The sequence below is a fragment of the Pseudomonas sp. KH_046_1 genome (assembly GCF_057839025.1).
Genome location: NZ_CM174481.1, coordinates 3,758,295 through 3,782,090, shown reverse-complemented (window position 1 = coordinate 3,782,090; position 23,796 = coordinate 3,758,295). Strand labels below are relative to the sequence as shown.

Annotated in this window: 16 protein-coding genes; 14 read left to right on the top strand and 2 right to left on the bottom strand. The window is 60.1% G+C overall.

Translation table 11 applies throughout. The annotated features are described in order from the left end of the window. Window positions 1–23: 23 nt before the first annotated feature. The 4 genes from AC3IT9_RS17370 to AC3IT9_RS17355 all read left to right on the top strand — a co-directional run bounded on the left by AC3IT9_RS17370 (window position 24) and on the right by AC3IT9_RS17355 (window position 5,624). On the top strand, window positions 24–1,115 hold the full coding sequence (locus tag AC3IT9_RS17370) for a VOC family protein (RefSeq protein ID WP_489270499.1): 1,092 nt from the start codon (window positions 24–26) through the stop codon (window positions 1,113–1,115). 175 nt (window positions 1,116–1,290) lie between these two features. Then, on the top strand, window positions 1,291–2,247 hold the full coding sequence (locus tag AC3IT9_RS17365; RefSeq protein ID WP_150725496.1) for a fumarylacetoacetate hydrolase family protein: 957 nt from the start codon (window positions 1,291–1,293) through the stop codon (window positions 2,245–2,247). After that, a complete protein-coding gene (locus tag AC3IT9_RS17360) occupies window positions 2,247–4,148 on the top strand; it encodes an acyl-CoA synthetase (RefSeq protein ID WP_489270498.1) in 1,902 nt (633 codons plus the stop codon). Before AC3IT9_RS17365 ends, AC3IT9_RS17360 begins: the two co-directional genes overlap by 1 nt. Window positions 4,149–4,304: 156 nt before the next feature. Next, window positions 4,305–5,624 carry an outer membrane protein transport protein gene (locus AC3IT9_RS17355; protein WP_489270497.1) on the top strand — a complete coding sequence of 440 codons (1,320 nt, stop codon included), beginning with the start codon at window positions 4,305–4,307 and terminating at the stop codon, window positions 5,622–5,624. 536 nt (window positions 5,625–6,160) lie between these two features. Here the strand turns inward: AC3IT9_RS17355 and AC3IT9_RS17350 are convergent. Continuing rightward, window positions 6,161–7,825, bottom strand: a complete 1,665-nt coding sequence (locus AC3IT9_RS17350) for a 3-(methylthio)propionyl-CoA ligase (protein ID WP_489270496.1) — start codon at window positions 7,823–7,825, stop codon at window positions 6,161–6,163. 77 nt (window positions 7,826–7,902) lie between these two features. Next, a complete protein-coding gene (locus AC3IT9_RS17345; RefSeq protein ID WP_489270495.1) occupies window positions 7,903–9,282 on the bottom strand; it encodes an NAD(P)/FAD-dependent oxidoreductase in 1,380 nt (459 codons plus the stop codon). 268 nt (window positions 9,283–9,550) lie between these two features. Between AC3IT9_RS17345 and boxA the strand changes: the two genes are divergently transcribed. From boxA to AC3IT9_RS17295, 10 genes are all read left to right on the top strand, one after another. After that, window positions 9,551–10,765, top strand: a complete 1,215-nt coding sequence (gene boxA / locus AC3IT9_RS17340; RefSeq protein ID WP_489270494.1) for a benzoyl-CoA 2,3-epoxidase subunit BoxA — start codon at window positions 9,551–9,553, stop codon at window positions 10,763–10,765. A 16-nt stretch (window positions 10,766–10,781) separates the two neighbouring features. Next, window positions 10,782–12,260: a guanitoxin biosynthesis MBL fold metallo-hydrolase GntH gene (gene gntH / locus AC3IT9_RS17335; RefSeq protein WP_489270493.1), complete on the top strand. Its 1,479-nt coding sequence runs from the start codon at window positions 10,782–10,784 to the stop codon at window positions 12,258–12,260. 50 nt (window positions 12,261–12,310) lie between these two features. Continuing rightward, on the top strand, window positions 12,311–13,324 hold the full coding sequence (locus AC3IT9_RS17330; RefSeq protein ID WP_489270492.1) for a CobW family GTP-binding protein: 1,014 nt from the start codon (window positions 12,311–12,313) through the stop codon (window positions 13,322–13,324). Between the two features lie 136 nt (window positions 13,325–13,460). Next, window positions 13,461–14,426: an alpha/beta hydrolase gene (locus AC3IT9_RS17325; protein WP_489270491.1), complete on the top strand. Its 966-nt coding sequence runs from the start codon at window positions 13,461–13,463 to the stop codon at window positions 14,424–14,426. Window positions 14,427–14,449: 23 nt separating this feature from the next. Beyond that, window positions 14,450–16,294, top strand: a complete 1,845-nt coding sequence (locus AC3IT9_RS17320; protein ID WP_489270489.1) for an acyl-CoA synthetase — start codon at window positions 14,450–14,452, stop codon at window positions 16,292–16,294. 17 nt (window positions 16,295–16,311) lie between these two features. Continuing rightward, window positions 16,312–17,316, top strand: coding sequence for an NAD-dependent epimerase/dehydratase family protein (locus AC3IT9_RS17315; protein ID WP_489270488.1), 1,005 nt, complete (start codon window positions 16,312–16,314; stop codon window positions 17,314–17,316). Window positions 17,317–17,442: 126 nt separating this feature from the next. Then, on the top strand, window positions 17,443–20,157 hold the full coding sequence (locus AC3IT9_RS17310; protein WP_489270487.1) for a winged helix-turn-helix domain-containing protein: 2,715 nt from the start codon (window positions 17,443–17,445) through the stop codon (window positions 20,155–20,157). A 157-nt stretch (window positions 20,158–20,314) separates the two neighbouring features. Then, window positions 20,315–20,701 carry a RidA family protein gene (locus tag AC3IT9_RS17305; protein WP_489270486.1) on the top strand — a complete coding sequence of 129 codons (387 nt, stop codon included), beginning with the start codon at window positions 20,315–20,317 and terminating at the stop codon, window positions 20,699–20,701. 13 nt (window positions 20,702–20,714) lie between these two features. Beyond that, the gene (locus AC3IT9_RS17300) at window positions 20,715–21,791 is read left to right on the top strand and encodes a cupin domain-containing protein (RefSeq protein WP_489270485.1); all 1,077 of its coding nucleotides are present in this window, start codon (window positions 20,715–20,717) and stop codon (window positions 21,789–21,791) included. Window positions 21,792–21,960: 169 nt separating this feature from the next. Continuing rightward, window positions 21,961–23,790: a DUF1302 domain-containing protein gene (locus AC3IT9_RS17295; RefSeq protein WP_489270484.1), complete on the top strand. Its 1,830-nt coding sequence runs from the start codon at window positions 21,961–21,963 to the stop codon at window positions 23,788–23,790. Window positions 23,791–23,796: the final 6 nt, after the last annotated feature.

The window sequence follows — 23,796 nt, the reverse complement described above, 5'->3', positions numbered from 1 at the left end:
CTGAAAACTGGAAAACAAGAACAATGAATAACAAAAATGAAATGCCCCGGTTGGCAACACAACAACCTGTCCGGCATCCGCAACCGACGGTTAAAGCCCAAGGCCTGACTCACCTGATCTTTCAAAGGCCCGACTTGAATGAGGCGGCGCATTTCCTGACGGACTTCGGCCTGGCCGTCAGTCATCAGAACGCCGAAACGCTCTATCTGCGCGGCACTGAACCGGCTCCCTATTGTTACCGTGTCCAGCGTGCAGAAAATGCATGCTTTGTCGGGTTCGGGCTGGCAGTCCAATCGCTCAAGGATCTGGAAAAGCTGACGCAAATTCCAGGTGCGTCATCGATCGAGACATCGACACATCCTGGCGGCGGGCATTACCTCAGACTGACCGATCCTTCAGGGTTTACCGTCGAAGCAGTTTGTGGCCAGACGCCAAGTAAAACCCTGGCACACAGAGCCCCACTTCCTTGGAATCTGGCGCAAGAGCAATCGCGAATCAACGCCACGCAGCGTCCACCGATTGCACCGCCTGAAGTAATCAAACTTGGTCACATCGTAATTGAGGTGGCTGACTACCAAGCGACCTGTGCCTGGTATACCCAGCATTTCGGGTTTATTCCCAGCGATGTGCAGGTACTGCCCGACGGCACCCCCATAGTCGCCTTCATGCGCCTTGATCTCGGTGAAACGCCCGCGGATCACCATACGCTCGCGATCGCGCAGGGGTTCATGGCGACCTACAGCCATAGCGCCTATGAAGTTGTCGACGCAGACGCGGTGGGCATGGGGCAACGGGTCCTGCGAGAGCGGGGTTGGGAGCACTCATGGGGAATCGGTCGGCACATCCTGGGCAGTCAGATCTTCGATTACTGGCAAGACCCTTGGGGTGATAAGCACGAGCACTACTGCGATGGGGATATTTTTACGGCCAGGCAACCTACGGGCATACATCCCGTGAGTCCCGAGGCAATGGCGCAGTGGGGGCAGCGCATGCCCAAGAGTTTCACAAAACCCAAGATGAGCTTGATCAATCTGCGAGCACTGATCCGTAACCTGCGAAGCAGCCCGGACTTAACCTTTCGCAAGTTGATAACGCTTATGCGGATGTTCGGGTAGAGCTGCCGTCATGTCGGGCAAATCGACTCGGTATGGCCGGCGAGACGTGCTCAAAGCCGGCGCTTTGATCGTCGGCGGTTCGTTGATCTACAGCATCGCCAGCCCACCCACAGAACAACACCTCAGTTCTCGTGCCACCGAGCTCGGGACAAACGCCGCTCCAGGAGTGCCTTCAATGTCTGCTGTACACGTAGTCCGTTTTGAATTCGAGAACGGTATCCATTGGGGCGTGCTACGCCAAGGCCGTATCACGGTTGTCCCAGGTACTTTCGAAACCACCGGTGACTTCATTCGCCAGAACAGTATCGACGACCTCGCTCAACTGAAAGGCCCTGAGCTGGAGGAGGGCGAAGTAAAGCTGCTGTCGCCGGTGACCCGTAACCAGCAGTTCCTCTGCCAGGGCGCCAACTATCGTCAGCACATGATCGAGTCGGGCATGGACCCGGATGCGAAGAAATTCAACATGATCTTCACCAAGGCGACGAGTTGCCTGGTAGCGGCTGACAGCGACCTGATCAAGCCGCGCCACGTGCGCTTCCTTGACTACGAGATCGAACTGGGCCTTGTGATGAAGCGCTCGATCAGCGGCGCTGTTGCTGTCACCGACGCCAATCTGCATGAGTTCATTGCAGGCGTCGTCATTGTCAATGACTACTCGGCGCGTGACATTCAGATTCCCCAGATGCAATTCTACAAGGGCAAGAGCTACCGCACTTTCGGCCCAGTCGGCCCGTACCTCTGCCTTCTGGATGCCAAGGACATGCATTACCTCAAGGCACTGCAGTTGAAGCTGACGGTCAACGATCAGGTGCGACAGAATGACAGCACGGCCAACCTGGTTTACGGCCCCGCTGAAACCCTGACCGAACTCTCCGCCTTGCAAGATCTCGACGTTGGAGACCTGATCGCCACCGGTACTCCTGCCGGCTGCGCTCTAACGATCCCTTCTCCTGGCAAAATGCGCATTGCAGCCCTTTTGCCAGAAGCCACCAAGTGGAAGCTTTTCCTCAAGGCGCAAGAAGGCCGGACGCAGTACCTCAAGGCCGGTGACGTGGTCGAGGCGCGCATTCGTAGCGCCGATGGTGTGGTCGACCTCGGAGTGCAACGCAACCGAGTCGTGGGGGAAGCCTGATGGTTGTGCAGACCCTGAACGACATCGAAAGTCTCGAACGAGTCCCCTTGTCGGAGCGAGGCCTGACTTGCAGCACTTATGACGCGCTGCGACAGGCGGCCGAGTACTTCCCTGAGGCACCGGCGCTAAGCTTCTTCGCCGATGCCGCCGATTTCAAACGTACCTACGAGTGGAACTACTCCCAGCTCTTCGCGGAGATCACCCGCGCGGCAAATGCCTTCCATGACCTGGGCATAAAACCGGGAGAGGTGCTTGCCTTCATCCTGCCCAACCTGCCGGAAACCCATTTCACTATATGGGGCGGGGAGGCGGCGGGCATCGTCATGGCGATCAATCCTCTGCTTGAGGCCAGGCAGATGGCTGGCTTGCTGAATGCCGCGAAGGTATCCGTGGTGGTAACGCTTGCGCAGACTGCGGGCAGTGATCTGTGGCCCAAACTGGCTTCGCAGCTGGATCAGCTACCCACGGTCAGGTCTGTCGTTTGGGTCAGCATGGAGCCCTATGTCGCCGAACCTGTGCGTGGGGCTCTAAAGGCCATGGCACTGAAGGAGCGAGACTTACACAGCGATATCGCGATCCACGATTGGCAATCGCTGATGAGTACTCAGCCGCACACACACCTGAAAAGCGGTCGACAAATCCGCCAGGATGACTGCTCCTCCTACATTTGTACTGGCGGCACCACCGGGCTCCCCAAGATCGCCGCGCGTACCCATGGTTCGGAAGTATTCAATGCATGGGCTGTGTCCGCTCATTTGCAGCCACGCAGTGGTGGTCAGGTTATCTTTTGTGGCCTGCCGCTATTTCATGTAAACGGACAACTGGTGACTGGACTGATGCCTTGGACTCAAGGCGACCATGTGATCCTCGGGACGCCTCAGGGGTATCGTGGCGAGGGAGTGATCCCGCGATTCTGGGAGATGGTCGAGCACTTCGGTATCAACCTCTTCTCCGGCGTGCCAACTGTCTATGCAGCACTTCTGCAAAATGAATGGCAGGGCCGCGACCTGTCCAGTCTTCGCTTTGCAATGTGTGGCGCCGCACCCATGCCGGCTGAGCTTTTCCGCGAGTTCGAGCGCCGGACCGGGGTAAAGATCCTTGAAGGTTACGGTCTTACTGAGGGCGCCTGCGTCTCCTCAATCAATCCACCCCATGGCGAGCGCCGTATCGGCTCCATCGGGATACGGATTGCCTACCAGAATATGCGCGCGGTCCTGCTCGATGACTCTGGAGAGTACCTGCGCGACGCTGATGTGGATGAGACCGGCCTCATCACGATCAGTGGTCCGAATCTCTTCGAAGGCTATCTGGAGGAGCGTCATAACCAGGGCCTCTGGATCGATATCGACGGTCAGCGCTGGCTGAATACGGGCGACTTGGGTCGCCAGGATGCACAGGGTTACTTCTGGCTGACCGGACGCAAGAAAGAATTGATCATCCGCGGCGGCCACAATATCGATCCCAAGCAAATCGAGGAGGCTCTGCAGGCGCATCCCGCCGTCGCCCTGGCCGCTGCGATCGGCAGCCCCGACGCCTATTCGGGCGAGGTGCCGGTCGCCTACGTTCAACTGCGCCCCGGGCACACCTGCAACGCTGAAGAACTTGAGTCGTTCGCTCAACTCCACATCAGCGAGCGGGCAGCCGTTCCCAAGCGCATTGAAATCCTCGAAGCGCTGCCTCTGACTGCCGTGGGCAAGATATTCAAGCCCGCCTTGCAGCAGCGCGAGATTGCCAGGGTAGTCCAGCAGGAAGTGGAGCACCTGTGTCTGCAGGAGATTGCGGTAGACGTGGTGCAGGATGGTCGTCGTGGGCTAGTCGCATGCATACGGGCCGGGGCCGATGAGGAAAACCTGGCCCGCCTTCTGGGTCGCTACAGCTTTCAAGTGGAATGGCTCAAATGAGCCAGAATTTGCCGCCGTAAGCCCAACAAACATGTCGTGGTGTTGTTCCGCCAGGGCCTTTGCACAACTTCGGTCAACTTCAACTGGCACTGACAAGTGCACAGGAAGGCGAAGCCTTGCCTGTGTGCAATCAAAAAAATAATAAAGAGGTGGAAAATGAAACTGAATGGCCGTGCGATTCCTTATTTCTCCGCTCCGCGAGCAATTGCTGCCTGGATCAAGTTTACCGGCGCCATTGCAATACTTACCGCCTCAACAACCGCGGGCGCCAATGGCATTGCCCTTAATGAGCAGAGTGCAAGCAGTGCGGGAACTGCTTATGCGGGAAGGTCGTCTTCCGCGTTGGACGCCAGCACCATCTTTGGAAATCCAGCGGGCCTGACCAAGTTGAAGCGTAGTGAGATTTCCGGCGGAGTCGCGGTCATCTCGGTGAGCGACGACATCAGTGATGCGCAGAGCAGTGCCTCAGGAACGAATAAAGGAGACTCGGTACCTTTGGGGGGCGTGCCCTTCGCCTATATGTCGACGCCGCTTGACGATCGTTTTTCGATTGGTCTGGGCCTCTATGCACCGAGTGGCCTGATCAATGATTACGAGGGCTCTTTTCAGGGCCGCTACCATGGTTCCTATAGCACGACAAAGGAAATAACCCTGCAGCCCACCATTGCCTATCGAATCAATGATTACGTGTCCATTGGTGGCGGACCGACCATAAACCGTTTCAATGCAAAGCTTCAGAATTACCTGGCCACCGGCGCCCTGAACAACGGCGAGGACACTCTGGTTACCATCAAAGGCGATGACACGGCACTTGGCTACAACGTCGGCATCTTGGTTGACTTTACCGAGGCTACCCGTTGGGGGATTAACTACCACTCGAAGGTGGACTATGAACTCGAAGGGCATACTGAGGTTTCCGGCTCCCCGGGCGTTATTCCGCTGGATGGAAACTATGACAACAAGATAGACCTCACTATGCCCGAATCAGTGGACACGTCCATCACCCATCATTTCAATAGTCGCTGGACGGGATACCTGGGGACCACCTGGAAACGTTGGAGCCGGATCAAGAAGGTCGAGGCAGTCAACAGCGGTCTTTCCCCCTTGGGCCAGGCGGCTGGCCTGGGACGTGTGACCGAAGAAATGAACTGGCGTGACACTTGGGCCACCGCAATTGGCGCGTCCTATCAATTGAACCAACAATGGCTGCTGCGCGCAGGCTACGCTTATGATCCGTCGCCTATCAGGAATGCCGATCGCAGCGTGCGCGTTCCGGTTGGGAATCGCCAGGCCGTGACCCTGGGCGGTGCTTATTCGCCGGATGCCGATCTGACGATAGACTTTGCTTATGGTTATCTCTGGGATTCCAAAGTATCAGTAACGCAGTCGAACACCTCCGGTCTTCAACCGGAATACAGTGCCAAATATGACAATAGTGCGAATGGAGTTTCAGTGCAGGTTACCTATCGGTACTAATCGACAGAACTCCATTTTTAATGGAGTCCATTTGCACAAGCCTTCCACCTTTAATCGATAGGCAACTATCCCTATGGGCGTGATGCAGTTCCGCTTGTCAATCAGCACCAACTGCCGCGAATGCTTTCGCGGTAGTTGGTGAGTTGTCGGCAATAACCCATTCGAGAATGTGCCGGTCGATTTGCAGGTACCGTCACCTTCGATGAATCGCTTCATGATCGCCCCCGGCAAAAAATACTCAAGGGTAAGAGACGGTTGTTGGCCCCGCTTTGCCAATCGTCACCGGCTGCTTTTGGCCGATTGTTGCCTGTCGGGAAGGGCCGCAATCGACTACCGATATTCGGTGCGGTGTTTGGCCAGTAACTCCGGACCGTGGACCCGCTTGCATTTCCTGGGCCGAGGGTGTGCCCGAATTTCCTGCGAAACGGCACAATAAACTCTGCAAAACTTCAATCCCACAGGACTGAATCAGACATGGCTACTGTCTGTCAGCGCTGTTTTGGAGGTGCTTCTCGGGCATGCGAAAAATGGGTAGCTCAAGACTGAGTGTGTTTTTTTGGCGAGCCTGATAGCGCCGCGTAGTGGTCCTGGAACTGCTCGCGCAGCTTGATTTTTTGCAGCTTGCCGGTTGCCGTATGCGGCAGCGCCTCAACGAAGACCACATCGTCCGGCAACCACCATTTCGCTACATGGGCCTCCAGAAACCCCAGCAGCTCTTCCTTGCTGGCGGTCTTGCCCGTTTTCAGGACGACGACCAGCAGAGGCCGTTCCTGCCACTTGGAGTGAGGAATACCGATCACGGCGGCCTCCGCCACTGCAGGGTGTCCGATTGCGGCGTTTTCCAGATCGATCGAGGAAATCCACTCACCACCGGATTTGATGACATCCTTGGCCCGGTCAGTGATGTGCAGGTAGTTGTCCCGGTCGATGGTGGCGATATCGCCGGTATCGAACCAACCGGCGTCATCGAGCATCGGCCCATCTTCTGCGCGATAGTACTGACTGGCAATCCACGGTCCCTTGACCAACAGGTGGCCAGAAGCCTTGCCGTCACGGGGCAGCTCGGCGCCCGTGGTATCGACGATTTTCATCGACACCCCAAACAACGACCGTCCCTGCCTGGCCTGCAAATCAAGTCGTTCTTCCAGCGTTGCATCACGGTGCTTGGGCAGCAGGTGGCAGACGGTGCCCAACGGCGACATCTCGGTCATGCCCCAGGCGTGCAGGACCCGTGCATCAAAACGCCTTTCGAAGGTCTCGACCACGGTCCGTGGTGCGGCGGCGCCACCTATCACCACCCGGTTGAGCTGCAAATCCATCGCCGGGTTCAACGCATGGGCCTCGACGAATTGCTGCAAGGCCATCCAGACCGTGGGCACGCCAAGCGCCAGGGTGACCCCTTCGTCATCCATCAATTGGTAGAGACTCTGACCATCGAGTTGCGCGCCTGGCAGGACCAACTTCGCCCCACACATCGCCGCCGCATAAGGCATGCCCCAGGCGTTGACGTGGAACATCGGCACCACCAACAGCGCCGAATCCGCCGAGGACAGGCCGAAGCCGTCCTGGGTGCATAACGCCAGGGAGTGCAGGATCGAAGAACGGTGGGAGTACAGAACCCCTTTCGGATTTCCGGTGGTACCCGAGGTGTAGCACAACGACGAGGCGGCCCGTTCATCGAGTACCGGCCAAATAAACTGTTCGCTCTGCTCTTGAATCAGTTCCTCGTAGCACAGCAGGTTGGGCACTTCGATGGCCGGCATGCGGCTGCGATCAGTCAGGGCGATGAAGGCTTTGACGGACTTCATTCGGGGGGCCAGTTGCTCGACCAGCGTGGCGAACGACAAGTCAAAGAACAGGTACTGATCCTCGGCGTGGTTGGCGATGAACTCAATCTGCTCAGGGAACAGCCGCGGGTTGATGGTATGCAGGACTGCGCCCATGCCCGACACGCCGAAATACAGTTCCATGTGCCGGTAGCCATTCCAGGCCAGCGTGGCGATCCGGTCGCCGGGCTGCACCTCCAGAGTGGTCAGGGCATCGGCCAATTGCTTGGCACGGCGGCCGATATCGGCATAGCTGCAGTGATGCATCGACCCTTCGGCAGTGCGCGAGGCGATCTGGCTCTGTGGGTGCGCCCGTAGCGCATGTTCCAGGACCGAGGAAATCAACAGGGGTTGATCTTGCATTAAGCCCAGCATGGCAGCGTGCTCCATTGGGTTCTTGTTCTTTAGCGACCTGTCCGCCAGGGCGGGCAGGTGTGAGGGGGAGTGGCTTATCAGGCGTCTGCCATGGCCAGGAGCCTGGCCTGTACCTTTGCTGGCAAGTCATTGCCGAACAGTGCACTGATCGGTTGAACCAGGTTGTACACGTCGGCCAGCAGGGCATGCACTTCGGCGTCTTCGACGCTGAGCATGTCCAACCCCTGCATGTACTGATAGACCTGCTCCAGATTGGCCGGCTTGTCGCCCTGGGTACCCGAATACATGATGAAATCGCTCATCGCCGCGAGGGTCCAGGGGTTGTTGATCAACTCGACTGCCCGAGGGAAGAACTCGCGAGCAAGGCCATCCAGAGAGCCGCCTGCAGCGGTACGAGCATCGAGCAGTTCGTTCAGGGCGCGCAGGGTGGTGGCATGCGCGCTCATGCCCTGGCCATGAACCGGGTTGACGCTGCAAATGGCATCACCGATGACCAGGTAGCCCTCCGGGAAGCGTTCGAGTTTTTCATAGTGTCGCAGCACCGCAGACGGGAAGCGCATGTGATACAGATCGTCCACGCGCTCGGCATGCTTGAGCATCTCGTAAAGGTCCGGGTTGTACAGATTGCGCGCGAACTCCATGAAGCCTTCTGCGTCTTGCGGAGGATAGTCGGGAGCGCGCCCCTGGAGGCTGATATGCCAGGTGTCATTCTCGATGTGGTGCATCATGGCTGCGCCCTTGGTATCCGGGATCACCGAATAAAAGGCATGGATCTGATGTGAGTCGGCGATGCCGGCCGGAATGCGGAACTTGGTAGTGGTGTAGGCCAGATCGCAACCGATATGGGTCTCCAGTGGTGCGCTGTAGCCAAGGTCGGCCAACCATTTTGGAGCCCGGCTGCCACGGCCGCCAGCGTCGACGACAAGGTCGGCGTCCAGGCTCTGCGTGCCTGCAGAGGTCTGCACCACCACCCCGGTCACTCTGCCGTTTTCGTGTTGCAACGCGGTCGCTGTGCAACCTGGCATGGCTACGATATTCGCGCTCTCCAGGGTGAACTTGCGGATACTGAACTCCAGCAGGTTGCGGCTCTGAGCGAGGATCAACTGGTCGAGATCACGAGGGGCCTGAATGCTCCCGCTCTGCGAATAACCGGTGCCCCAAGGCGTGTGATAAAGCAGATCGACTCCGACACGAACAGGGGTGGAGCCGAGCTCGAGCATGCGCGCGGTGAAGTCTGGATACAGCTCGTTGAGCATCAGCAGGCCGCCGCGCAGCAGGATGTGGTAATGGTTCGATTGCGGCGTCATCTTGCGCGGTCCCGGGGTATCGGGGAACGGGTCACGCTCGATCAGGGTGACCTTTTCGAATCGGTGCGACAGCAGTTTTGCAGTCATCAGCCCTACGACGCTTGCGCCGATGATGATTACGTGCCGGCCCGGTTTCTCATTCGCTTGCATCTCGATTCTCCAGCAAAGGTATTGGTTGCCCCGGCGCGCTATGCGTGAAGGCCGTCGGGTGAATTCACGACCGACACTCTGCTGCCCCCGGTCCAACCCGTCCCATCCTTCAGTCGGAGTAAAAACCGGATATTCGCAGACTCATCCAAATGGAGTAGGGACCGGGTCCCCACTTTGGTGAGACGGCTGTTCAAGACCCGACGCGCCGGGCGCGGGTGACCGAATCATCTGAATGGAGGATGCCGGACTACCCGAACGAGCGACGAGAATGCGGCGGTCATCGAACTTCCCCAAAGGCATGTCCATGAGCGCCCAGTACATCCGTCAACACCTGATCGATCCGGCCATGTGCACCCGCTGCAATACCTGTGAGTCCAGTTGTCCCATCGAGGCCATCACCCACGACAGCAACAACTATGTGGTCAAGGCCGACTTGTGCAACGGTTGCCTGGAATGCACCTGGGGCTGCCCGACGGGTGCCATCGACAGCTGGCGTCTGGTGCCTGATAGCGAGGTCTATAGCCTCGATGATCAGTTCGGCTGGAGCAGTTTGCCGGCGCAATTGGCGGTGGAAACCGGCGCGGTGATTGGCGGCGCCCCCGATCCGGCAGCGGCGTTGCAGCCATCTGCACCGCACTCTGCCGCGGCGCCTGCCGAGGCACTGTTCACTCAAGAAAATCCTGCTCTGGCCACCATTACCGTCAATCGTCGACTGACCGGCGATGGCACCGGTAGCGATATTCACCATTTGGTACTCGACTTTGGCGACCAGCATTTTCCGGTACTGGAAGGGCAGAACATTGCCATTCTGCCGCCCGGGACCGATGAGCAGGGCCGCCCGCATGCGCCGCGCTATTACTCCATTGCCAGTGCCCGCAGCGGCGAGGTGCTTGGTAACGATCTCGCACTGACGGTCAAGCGGGTCGTCGCGGATCACACTGGCCAATCGGTGCGGGGAGTGGGTTCCAACCACTTGTGCGACCTCGCTCAGGGCAATCAGGTGAAAGTGCTTGGCCCCTTCGGTGGCACTTACCTGATGCCCAATCATGCCGGCAGTCACTTGCTGATGATTTGCACCGGCACCGGCATTGCACCGATGCGCGGCATGCTCGAACAGCGTCACCGCATGCCGGTGTCCGGCGGACGCCTGATTCTGTTCTATGGCGGTCGGACCCCCAAGGAAATGGCCTATCACGACGACCTGGTGAACTTTGGTGTGCCGGGGCTGGAATTGCACCTGGCTTACTCGCGGATGAACGACAGGCCCAAAGAGTACGTCCAGGATTGCCTGCGTACACAGGGCGACGAAATCGCCGGCCTGCTTCGCGATCCTGAATGTCACCTCTATGTCTGCGGCCTGAAGAGCATGGAGCAGGGCATTGTCCAGGCCCTGATCGATATCTGCAGCCACCATGGGATGGACTGGAGCAGCGTCCGCCAGCAACTGCGTGAGCAGGGTCGGGTTCACTTCGAGACTTACTGATCGGGAGATTGCACAGATGAATGACCAGCAGATGCCTGAGGGCAGTGAACAGGCTGACAACCACCCCTCGCGGCGTAATGCACTGAAGACGCTCGGCGTGGCTATGGCCGGGGTTGCCGGTTTTGCTCTCGGGCGCAACACTCCTGCCGGTGATACCGCCGTCAGCCCACCAACGGCTGCAGTCGATGCCCCGGCAGACCGCATGGACGGCAATCCCTATGGGGGCGGCCCAGGCACGGGCATCACGTTTCCACCTTACTACCGTCCCACACCGTCTCTGAACAATAACAACAACTACTTCCCCGGTACCGAAGAGCTGGGCAAGGATGAGATGCGCATTTCCTTCCTCGGCAGTACGCCCATGCCACCGACCCGTAGCCAGGCGGGCACTTGCATCATGGTCGAGCTGGGCAATGGCAAACGTTTCTTCTTCGATTTCGGCTCCGGCTGCGTGCGCAACATCTTCGCCATGCAGGTGCCGTTCCAGACCGTCAACGACATCTTTCTGACCCACCTGCACGTCGACCATTACGCGGACCTGCCGTACCTCTACTGTTTTGCACCGTGGATGGGGCGCTGGAAGCCGTTGCGCGTACACGGTCCTTCCGGGCGTACGGACAAGGACGGTATCAAGGCGATGGTCGCCGGCATGCAGGCCATGACTCACTGGCACACCGACAGCTTCAATAGCTTCCCCATCGGTGATGGGTACGAAGTGGAGGTCAACGAGTTCGACTTCCGTGACGACAATGGCATCTGCTACGACCAGGATGGGGTCACTGTTCGCCATTGGCGTCGTTCCCATACCAAGGACGGCGCGGTGGCCTACCGGCTGGACTGGAATGGCCTGTCCTTCGTCTGGACGGGGGATGGCCTGCCAGACAAACTCACCGAGAAGTATGCCGCCGGTGTCGACGTGTTCGTCACCGAGTTGCAGCCCGATCTGGGCACCCTCAACTCGCTCAAGTTCGGTGTGCCGCCGGTGATGCTAAACAGCACGATCGACATGGCGCACACCACACACTATGAGGCGGGCTATCTGATCAATCAGGTCAAGCCGCGGCTGGGCATGATCACCCACTTGAGTCTGGACGAAGCCATCGTGCCAGAACTGTTGGCGGGCATACGCAGCCATTGGAAAGGGCTGTTCCAGTTCGGCGCGCCCGACGTGGTCGTCGTCAACGTGACCAAGGACGCGATCTGGACCCGCCGCGCCGCGCTGCCTGAATCGGCCAGTCCGCGCACCCCCAGTGCCAGTGAAGCCGCCGAGCTCTTCGACCTGGGGCCGACCAACACTGAGGTACGTTTCCCCAATCCGCGCCATCGCATCGAGGACGTCCAGGAGCAGTACGTGCGCGACCAGCACATTGACCGCCACCGGGCGGCGCCGCCGGGGCTGTACCGCGAACCTTACAAAAACTTTCCGCGTGACTTCACGATCAACGTGCTGCAGATGGCCTGGAGCAAAGTGAAAGCGCGTTTCTTCGGCGGCTGAGGCTGCCATTCTCCCGCTACGGGCCCGCGCAGGCGGGCCAGGTACCCCGCATGTCAGACTTCGACATTTCCACCACCGCCAAGGCCACTCCGCTGACCGTGCTAACCGGTTTTCTGGGTGCCGGCAAGACCACTCTGCTCAATCGTCTGTTGAGCGAAGACCATGGTTTGCGTATTGCCGTGCTGGTCAACGACTTCGGCGCATTGAATATCGATGCTGAACTGGTCGTCGGCGTCGACAGTGACGTGGTCAGCCTGGCCAACGGTTGCGTGTGCTGCTCTGTGCGCGACGACTTGTTGCAGGCGATCGAGCAGGTGCTGGCGCGCCCGGAGCAGCCCGAATATGTGATCCTTGAAGCCAGCGGCGTTGCCGACCCGGCAGGCATCGCGATCACCTTCGCCAACCCCGCCTTGCGCGAGCGTATTCGTCTGGACAGCATCACCTGTGTCCTCGATGCCGCTCAAGTGTTCGAAGCCCCCGAGCAGATGGAACTCAAGCTGCGTCAGATTGCGTTCGCCGATCTGCTGCTGCTGAACAAGGTCGATCTGGTCGACGCCCCTCACTTGACCCGGGTGCGTGGATGGCTGGACGAACACTTCCACCGTTATCGCCTGCTGGAAACGACGCGCTGCGTCGTGCCATTGGCGATCCTCCTGGCAGCGGGGCGGCTGGATGCCGTTCGTGAGCCGCAGGTTCACGAGCACAGTTGCGACGCACATTGCACTCACACCCACGAGCATGCCCACGAGGCTGCCTGCGAACCCCACCACGAACGGCAATTCAGCACCTGGAGCTTCCAGAGCGCGCAGCCGCTGTCGCTGGATGCGCTACGCCATGCAGCTGCACGCCTGCCCAGTCAGATTTATCGCTGCAAGGGCGTGGTGTACTGCCGGGAAGTACCCGATCAGCGGGTGATTCTGCAGGTGGTCGGCAAGCGTGTGGACATTGCCTTGGGTGGTAGTTGGCAGGGACAACCGGCGGTCAACCGGATCGTCGCCATCGGAGCGCCGGGTGCCATCGATGCCGCCGTCCTGCAAGGCAGCTTTGAGGCCTGCCAGGCCTGAACCAGGCGCATATATCCGTTGTGAATCGTCAATTCTGAGTATGGGCGTGCCGCCAGTCCGTTCGCACTATAGACCCAGGACCGCCAGGTAGGGTGGCCTGGTGTTCTAAGCATCCGTATTTCCTTGAGGACCTGTCATGAGCCAGAGCAGCACTTTCGCAATCGATTCGCGCGTCTTCGATCCGGCCCGCATCGACGCCAGCACCCAGGCCGCCAACGACAGGCTGGAGCAGATTCTCGGTGGTCTGCCGACCATCCTGCAGATTCCTGCCCAGGCAGCACGCGACGCCCGCACCAATGGCAACTCCTTCCTCGGCCCGGTGGTCCTGTCGCCCAATGGCAGCGAGCAGGTTATCGATGGTCCGGCCGGGCCGCTGCCATTGCGCGTGTTCGCGACGAAGGGGGCGACGGGTGTTCTGCTGCACCTGCATGGCGGCGGCTGGGCGCTGGGCGCCCATGACCAGCAAGACTTCCTCCTCGATGCCATTGCCCAATCCACCGGCATGGCCGTGGTCAGCGTCGGCTACCGGCTGACACCGGAACACCCATATCCCGCCGCCAATGATGACTGCGAAGCCGCCGCGCTGTGGCTGGTGGCCAACAGTCAGGAATTGTTCGGCACCCAGCGCCTGATGATCGGTGGCGAATCGGCCGGCGCGTACCTGGCCGTGACCACATTGCTGCGCCTGCGCGACCGTCATGGCCTGACCCCCTACAGCGCCGCCTATCTGACTTATGGTTGTTACGATCTGGCGCTGACGCCGGGTGCCCGCAACTGGGGTGAACGCAACCTGGTGCTGTCGACGCCCATCATCCGTCAATATCTGGAATGGTTTGCGGCGCCGGATCCGTACTCGCCAGATGTCTCGCCACTCTATGCCGATCTCTCGGGCCTGCCACCGGCGCTTTTCAGCGTGGGCACCCTCGACCCGCTGCTGGATGACTCGTTGTTCATGTCCAGCCGTTGGAGCGCAGCCGGCAATCAGGCCGAGCTGGCCATCTACCCCGGTGGCATCCACGCCTTCAATGCCATGCCAATCCCGCTCGCGGCCAGTGCCAACGCGCGTATCCAGAACTTCCTCAAGCAGTGCCTTGCGGATTGAGCCTCAGTACGAGAAAACCTGCCATGAACAGTACCTACGAACTCATCGCCGCCACCGCCGCTCGCCTGCCCGAGCAGGTTGCATTGCGTTTTCTTCCCGATGCAGATCCGTCTGCCCAGTCGTTCACCTGGCGTTATCGCGAGTTGCTCGAACAGATCACCCGCTTTGCCAACTGGTTGCACACGGCCGGCATCGGCCGTGACGACAGCGTGTCTATCGTGCTGCCGAACCTGCCACAGTTTCACTTTGCCTATTGGGGCGCGCAGGCCGTGGCCATCGCCAACCCGATCAATCCGATGCTGGAGGCTGCCCATATGGGCTCGATTATGCAGCGGGTTCAGGCCACGGTATTGGTGACACTGGCGCCAGGGCCCGACAATGCGCTGTGGCCGCAGATCGAAGAAATGGCCCGTCAGGTACCCAGCCTGCGTCACATTCTTTGCATCGACCCGACGCAATTCACTGACGGCGCCTCACCGGCAGTGCTCCCCGAGCGGCTGGGCAATGTGGCAGTCAGCGATTTCGACCGTGCGCTGGCCAGCCAGCCGGGCGCACAACTGCTCATGCGCCGCAGTTTCAAAGCCAGCGACACCGCTGCCTATTTCCACACCGGCGGTACCACCGGCATCCCCAAGGTGGCGCGGCATACCCACGGCAATGAAATGACCATGGCGCAAGCGCTGGCCAGCGCGCTGGAGTTGACGGGGGGCAAGTTCCTTTGCGGACTGCCGCTGTTCCATGTCAACGGTGTGATGGTCACTGGACTGTTGCCTTTTCTCATCGGCGGTTCGGTACTGCTGCCGACCGCCGCCGGCTACCGAGGCAAAGGCGTGATCGCCAACTTCTGGAAGCTGGTCGAACGCTACAGCATCAATTTTTTCAGTGGTGTGCCGACCGTCTATTCAAGCCTGTTGGAGGTTCCGATCGGTGATGCCGATGTCAGCTCGCTGCGCTATGGCATTTGTGGTGCGGCGCCGCTGTCGCCGGAGCTGATGCGACGCTTCGAGGGGGCCACGGGTGTTCGGCTGCTGGAGGGTTATGGCCTTACCGAGTCTACCTGTGCCAGCACCATGAATCCGGTTCATGGCGAACGTCTCGTCGGCTCCATTGGCAAGGCCCTGCCCGGAGTTGAGGTCAAGGTTGTGGATCTGGATAGCGATGGAAATTATTTGGGCGATTGTCCGGATGAGACGGTCGGTCAACTGGTGATCCGTGGTGACACGGTTTTCCCTGGTTACCTTGATGAGGTTGCCAATCGCAACCTGTTCCTCACTGACGGCTGGCTGAAGACTGGCGATCTCGCGCGCCGTGATGGTCGTGGTTTCTTCTTTCTCACCGGCCGCGCCAAGGATCTGATCATTCGTGGGGGGCACAACATCGATCCGGCGGTGATCGAGGAGGCTCTGCTCAAGCACCCGGCAGTACTCGGCGCGGCAGCCGTTGGAAGGCCAGATCCATACGCCGGTGAACTGCCTGTTGTCTACGTTGAGCTGCGCGCTGACCAGACCGTATCCGCTGCTGAACTGAGTGCCCATGCCGCCGTACATATCCATGAAAGGGCGGCCATCCCCAAGGCGATCCATATCATCGAGCAAATCCCGCTGACGGCGGTTGGCAAGCCGTTCAAGCCAGCCCTGGTCTGGCGTGAAACCGAAGATGCCCTGGTTCGCGCCCTGGGCCCCGTGGCCGGAATCGACCGATTCTGTGTCGAGGTTGGCCAGGATGCGCGCCATGGCACCTTGGCCAGGGTCAGCCTGCTCGATGTACCGGCGACCCGGCGCGCCACGCTTGAACACGCCGTGTTGCAAGCGCTGGGTGTGTTTGCCGTCCACCACGAAATCCATTTTGCCGACAGCCAGACGGCCTGAAACCCCAAGGACTGACCATGACTGAAAAAACCATACTCGTGCTCGGCGCCCAAGGCGTGCTCGGCCAATTTACCGCACGCGCTTTGCAGGCGGCTGGGTATCGTGTATTGCGAGGTGGACGGCGCCGTGAGCCGGCCGAGGATTTTCGATGGGTGGACCTCGATGTACCGGGCAGCCTGAGCGCCGCCTTGCAAGGCGTGGATCTGGTGGTCAGCAGTATCGAGGATCCTGAGGTGCGCGCCGAACTGGAGATCCTCCGGCAGGGTGGTGTGTTGCTGTCTCAAGCGACCATCCGGGCTTCAGCGCGGCGGCATCTGCAACAGGTGGCCGAGAGCGGAGCACGGGGCACGCTGGTACTCAACTCGGGTTTCTCCGGCGTTGGAGCGCTCGTCGCGCGCCAGTTGCTGGAGGAACACCCGCAAGCCACCAGCATTGAGCTGGGCTACATCATTTCTGCCGGCGGTTCTGCCGGATTGGCAGGCAGCCGCTACATTCACCGCCTGCTGGCTACGCAACCACGGCTTCGCGTACAAAACCGCAAGTTCCCGGCCCCTCGTGGTGTCCGTCCCTGTTTCGATCTGAGCGATAACGACGAGATCTGGCTGTCGTCCGAAATCAGCGGCAAACGCCTCGTGCAGACCTGGCTGGCGGTGGCAGAACGGCCGCTTAGTGGCCTGTTGCGACTGCTCAATAAGCTGGGCTTGCTGGCACGCCTTCCTCAAGCCGCGCTGACGGCGATGGTCAGGCTCAAGCCTATGCCTTCCAGACTTACTTGCGAGCCGATGCGCTCGCGCATAGCGCTCTTGCACAATGGGCAGTTGCTGGTGGCCAATGGCGTCTCTGCCGAGGGCGATTACAACTCCACCGTGCAATCGACCGGACTCTTCGTCCGCGCCTTGCTGGATCAGCCTGAAGGCGCTTGGCCGCCGGGACTCTACAGCGTCGAGGACCTGTTTCGCCTGGAAGATCTGCGCAGAGGCCTGGAGCAGAACCGGATCCTGGTGCAAGCCCTGGCGGAATGAGTTTGACGCCGAAATCCGATGGGCACCGGCTGATCCGTCATCTTGCGATTGCGACTATGATGGATGGATACCCGATCCGAGATGCCCGCTTAAACGCGGGCCGTTGTTTATAAGATGGTGAGGTGTATGTCCCAAGTGGCCGGTCCACACAGCAACTCCCCGAAAAGAGAGCCGCACACGCGCCTGTTCATGGCCAAGCTGCAACCGCCGCACCCTCCCGGCCGTATCGTTGCGCGGTCGCACCTGTTTGAACCGCTGTTGACAGCCCTGCCGACGGGTCTGGTGTTGGTCACGGCACCGGCTGGCTTTGGCAAGACCACCCTGTTGGGGCAGATCCATGACTGGATGCTGGCCACCGGCGTAACGACGGGCTGGCTATCGCTTGAGCGTGCCGACGACGAGTTCGGCCGCTTCGTCGCCTACCTGCGTGCCGCGATGGCGCGTGTCCTGCAGGGTGCCGAGCATGCTCCATTGGATGTGCCGGACAGTCCGCTGGCCGATGCGATGGAGTTGACCGAGCAGATTGCTGTCAGCGACAAGCCCTTTGCCCTGTTTCTCGACGACCTGCATGAAGTCCACAACGCCGATATCCTCGGCCTGCTCGCGCGCCTGCTTTCCGTGCTCGGACCGGGGCAGCGCCTGGTGGTAGGCACACGTGAACTGCCGATGCTCGACATCCACCGCCTGCGGGCCAATGGCAAGGCAGTGGAGCTGGATGCACGCAAGCTGCGTTTCAGCCTCGAAGAAACCCGTACCTTTCTGCAACAGGCCCGGCTCGACACGCTGGCAGAAGTCGACATGCAGTACCTGCATGACCGCACTGAAGGGTGGGCGGCGGCCGTTCAGCTGGCCGCGCTGGCCCTGATTGGCAGTCAGGAAAGCCCACGGGCATTGCTGGACGCCTCGCTTTCGGTCGAACAGAACGCCGACTACCTGGCCCACGAAGTGTTCGTCCACCAACCCGCTGAAGTTCAGGATTTCCTGCTGCGTACGAGCATTCTTGAGACCTTTTGTGTCGAGCTGTGCGATGCGCTCAGCGGGCAACACAATAGTTGGGAAATGATCCGCAGGCTGGTTAATTCCAACCTGTTCATCTCCCCGTTGGACAGCCATCAGCAGTGGTATCGCTTCCACCAGATGTTCTCTGGTTTTCTTCGTCAGCAGTTGAGTCGCCGCAGCGATATCGAACCGGCGCCCCTGCACGAAGTTGCGGCCGGCTGGCTGCGCGGCGAGGGACACTGGGCGCGGGCGGTCGAGCATGCCTTGCTCGGGCAGAATCACGAGTTGGCGGCGGCCATCATGAACGAGTGTGCGGAGGAGTTCATGGCTGCCGGGCGCAATACCACGCTGGCGCAATGGTCCAAGCTGATCCATGTGGACCTGATCGTGCGCAACCCGGCCCTGCATGCTTCGGCTACGTTGTCCTTGATCTCCCTGCATCGGCATGAGGAAGCGCGCGCACTGATACAGCGATTCCTTGAGCAATCTCCTATTCTGGACGACGCGCGTAGCGCGCGGGTACTCGCCCTGCAGGCTTTCCAGGTCGTCTGGTCCGATCGCCTGGACGAAATCGATCAGTGTCTGGCGCAGGCCCGGGCCTGTGAGGCGCAATTGGAGCCCTTGTTCTGGAAGTGGACCCTGCGTAACTGTGAGGCCTATCTGCTGCTGCTGAATAATCACCTGCCGGAGGCACGGCGGCTGGCCGTCACCGCCAAGGCAGCGTTGCAGAAGATAGGTGGCCTCGCTTCTATTGTTTACTCCGACACCATTGTGGCGTTTTGCGACCTGCTGCAGGGCGATGTGCGTAGCACAATCGTCTACCTTGAGCGCGCGCTGGAGAGCTGGGATCCGCCGGGCGAGCGCTTCTGTACCTCTAACACGACGATCGCGGCATTGTTGGCCGAAGCCAATTATCTGGTGCGAGCCTTTACGCCGAGCCGCGAGTTGCTGGACATCTTCATGCCGCTGATCAAGGAAGGTGCCTTTCCCGAGGTGTTGATCAGCTCAATGCGCGTGCGGACACGCATCGCTCAGATGGATGGAGAGCCGGAACGCGCCATCGAACTGCTCAACGAGTTGGAATCGTTAGGCGAGCAGCGCAACCTGCCGCGAGTGGTTGCCAGCGCCTGGTTGGAGCGTGCGCGCCTGGCACTGCTGACCGGCAACAGCGCCGCCGCTCGTCGCCACCTGGAAATGGCCGATCAGGCCAAGTGGGGTAAGGCGCAATTCCTCAATACTTTCGCCAACGATGTGGAAACGCCGCAGATCGGCAAGCTGCGTTGCCGAATCACAGAGGGCGACGGCAGTGCTGCCGGGGAACTGCAGAAATTGCTCGACCAGGCGCTGCAGGAGCGTCGTCTGATGCGCGCACTGACATTGCGTATTCTACTGGCGCAGGCACTGTGGGTTGGGCAGTGCGAAACGGAGGCAGTGGCGCAGATGCAGCAGGCGCTGGCCGATGCCGGCGTCGAACGACTGGTGCAGCCCTTCGTCGATGAACCCTGGGTCCTGGCTTCGCCGCTCAATGCCGCGCTGGTCACTCCCGGCAATCTGCCTGCCAGCTTTGTCGATGAACTGCGCGGTGCCTGCAAACTGGATGTCGATTGGCAATCTCCTTCCTCGGCCGAGGAATCCGCTACCAACCGCGGAGTACTCAGTTGCCGTGAAGTGGAAGTACTGGAAATGATCGCTGCCGGCATGAGCAACAAGGAAATTGCCCGCAAGTTGTTCCGCTCCGAGGCCACCGTGGCCACCCACCTGCGCAATATCTACTCCAAGCTTGAAGCCAACGGACGCATACAGGCGATCCTGACGGCTCGCCAGCGTGGTTTGCTCGACTGATTCGGCAGACTGCACCGCTGATCTACTCATCCGAATAGATGAGTCTCCCCCCAAAAAAATCGTCAATCAGAAGGATGGGGCTGTCCCTCGCCAGCCTCCATTCTTGTTCTATCGCGTCGCCAAGCAGATGCGCGTTCAGCCTCAATGGGAGTCTCAAATGAAAATAATCAACCCCACTACCGTGATGCCACCGCAGGGCGGTTACTCACAGGGCATCCAGGCCGCCAACCTGGTGTTTGTCGCCGGCCAGGTCGGCGTTGATGCGCTGGGCAAACTGACCGGCGATGCAGGAATGGCCGAGCAGACTCGCCAGACCATCGCCAACGTCGCTGCGGTGCTTGCCGAGTCCGGCGCCAGCCTGGCCGATGTCGTCAGTGCCACTGTCTATGTGAAGAATTTCGCCGAATACAAGGTGTTCGATCAGGTCTGGCAGGAGTGCTTTGGCGAGCATAAACCGGCGCGCGCCACGGTCCAGGCCGAACTGGTGCTGCCGCAACTGCTGGTGGAGATCCAGGCCATCGCAGTCATTCCGCCGTCCGCTTGATCTGGAGAACGCCATGAGTAGCGAAGTACGACAGCTGGGTTGGGACAAAGGGCCGACCGGTCTGCTCGGTGACGAGGAGGGCGAGTCCTGGTGGATGCCGCAACCGATGGGTGGCTATGTCACTTTGAAGTATGTGCCGGCGACGTTTCCGAACAACATGATCGCCAACGGTTTCCAGGTCTTGCCTGCGGGAGGTGAGATTCCGCAGCAAGCCCATCGTGCCTGCGACAAGTTGTGGTACGTGATGGCCGGCAGCGGCGAGGCCACGGTCGACGGCAAGACGCAGCGCGTCAGCCAGGGGAGCCTGGTAGCCGGTGGGCGCAACGTGAGCATGGGGATGCGCAACGACGGACAGGAAGATCTGAAGATCTTCTTCACCGTGTGGCCGCCGGGTCTCGAAGAGGCCTATGCCGCCATCGGCCGTCCGCGCACTCCCGGGGACGCAGCTCCCGAGCCCTTCGACGCGCCGGCGAACTGGAAAGAGCTGATGCGCCCTGCACGCTGGGCTGACGATGAGCCAGCGCGCGAGGCCGGACTGAAGAAGGGCGGAGCCCTTGTTGTCGGACCGGACGAGAGTGACGACTTCTGGCAGCCGCCGCCGGGTGGCTATATCTATCTCAAGCTCAGTCCGAAGAACTATCCCTCCAACTACATGATTGTAGGCGGCCAGGTACTACCCCCTGGCGGCTTCATACCCAGCCATGCGCACACCGCCAACGAGGAGGTGCTGCTGGTGGTCAAGGGCAGCGGCTATGTGGTGGTCGACGAACAGCGCCTTGAAGTAGGGCCGGGCTCGCTGGCCTACGTCGACCGCTGGGTGCGGCACAGCTTCGTCAATACGGGCGACGAGGACATGTTGATTCTGGTCACCTTCCACCCGCCAGGGCTCGAGAAGCTGCTCAGCTCGATGGGCCCGCGCCGGCAGAGGCACGAACAGGCACCGGACCCGGCCCTGTTCCCGCCAATGGATCCGGCAGTCATGGCCCAGGCCCTGCGCGGCGCCACCCTGTGCATGCCGGATAAGGCGATGGAGCGGGAGCAGGTGCTGATACCACCGAAGCTCGACGGCAGCATCGACTACGGCGACTGAGCCACGCCACCACGACAGCCTGCTCTGGCGTCTTGCCAGCGCAGGCTGCCTCAGAAAGCAGACAGTCCGCGACTCGCCGGATTGCCCGACAGGCCTGCGAACTGGCCAGGGTGAGGGCCGAAGGCATCGACGTGGGCGAATGAATCATAGAAAAAGGTGAGTCCGTTAGATGAACAACAATAATAAGAACTGCCAAGCAAACCTGCGTCGAGGACTTCTGGCTTCAGCGATCCTGACCGGTTTGGGCATCGCGCCCGTGCAAGCCGTGGAAATCGACACGGGAAATGAAGACTGGGCTGTACGGTTCGACAACACCTTCAAGTTCAACTACGCCCAGCGCGTCGAAAGCGCCAACTCGAAACTGGCCAATTCATGGAATAACAACGACGGTAACCGCAACTTCTCATCGGGCAGTGCAGTGTCCCAGCGCCTGGACGTGCTTTCTGAACTGGATGTGACCTACAAGGAGAAGGCAGGTTTTCGCGTCAGTGCCAACAGCTGGTACGACCATGCCTACGACGATGTCGGCAGCGACAACGCGGCGACCAATCAGCTCAATAGTGGTCGGCCGGACTCCCGTCACGTGAGCGGTTATGTCGATCGCTACTACAACGGCCCGTCGGCCGAAATCCTCGATGCCTTCGTCTTTGGCAGCACGGAAATCGGCGATGAGTCACTGCTCAGCGCCAAGCTAGGCAAGCACACGCAGTACTGGGGCGAAAGTATCCTGGCCTTTGCCCATGGCAACAGTTACGGCCAATCCGGCCTGGACCTTTCCAAGGCGCTGGCAGTGCCGGGCACCGAAGCCAAGGAGTTGTTCATCCCGCGTAACCAGCTGTCCACCAGCTTTACCGTCAGCCCGGAGCTGACCCTGGGTGCACAGTACTTCCTCGACTGGGACGCCGCGCGGCTGCCCGAATCCGGCACGTATCTGGGCTTCAACGACGGCCTGCAGAATGGCGGGCATAACCTGTCGCTGATCGGCGGCGTCAATCCGTTCTTCGGCGCGCCCGGGCCGCTCGGCGCCAACCAGTTTTTGCGCCTGAGCAATGGCCATACCTTCACCCCGGACAAGCACGGCGACTTCGGTCTGATGGCCAAATGGAGCCCGGAATGGCTGGACGGCACGCTCGGCGTCTACTACCGCAATACCTCCGACATCTTGCCCAACGTGGCCCTGCAACCGACCGCCGTCGGCCCGGCACAACTGATCTCGGGTAATGCCGGCAGCTACAACCAGTTCTACGTCGATGACATCGATATCTATGGCATCAGCCTGTCGAAAAGCATCGCCGGGGTCAGCGTCGGTTTCGACCTGAACTACCGCGAAAACATGCCGCTGGCCAGCGTCCCTACGACCGTCAATCCGGCTGCGGCCGCCCGCGGCGTGCCCGGTTTCATCGGCAGCTTCAACGGCGAAAACGGCGTGGCTCGCGGCAACACCGTGCACGCAGTGCTCAACGGCCTGACCACCTTTGCCGACACACCGGCCTGGGACAGCGCTTCGTTGCTGGTCGAACTCGGTTACAGCCGCTGGCTGGACGTGACCGACAACAAACAATTGTTCAAGGGCGAAGACTGGTACCACGGTACCGACAAGGTCACCAAGGACAACTACATCGTTGGCGTCAACTTCAACCCGACCTGGTACCAGGTGTTCCCCGGTATCGATATGTACCTGCCGATGACTTACAACGTCGGCCTCAATGGTAATTCCGCCGTCCAGCTCGGCGGTAACGAGGACTCCGGCAGCTACTCGGTCGGCGTCGGCATGGATGTGCGCAACCAGTACCGTTTTGACCTGAAGTACGTGGACAACTTCGGTCCGTTCGATACCTGCGATTCACCTGGGAGTGCTGGCAATCCAGGCGCTGGCGCGGCACCGGGTGCCAACGGGCAGTACAACTGCGTGCCCGGACAAACCACCGCGTTCGGCGGTACACCGGCCCAGCTCAAGGATCGCGGCATGGTCACCTTCACCTTCAAAACGACTATTTGATCGAAC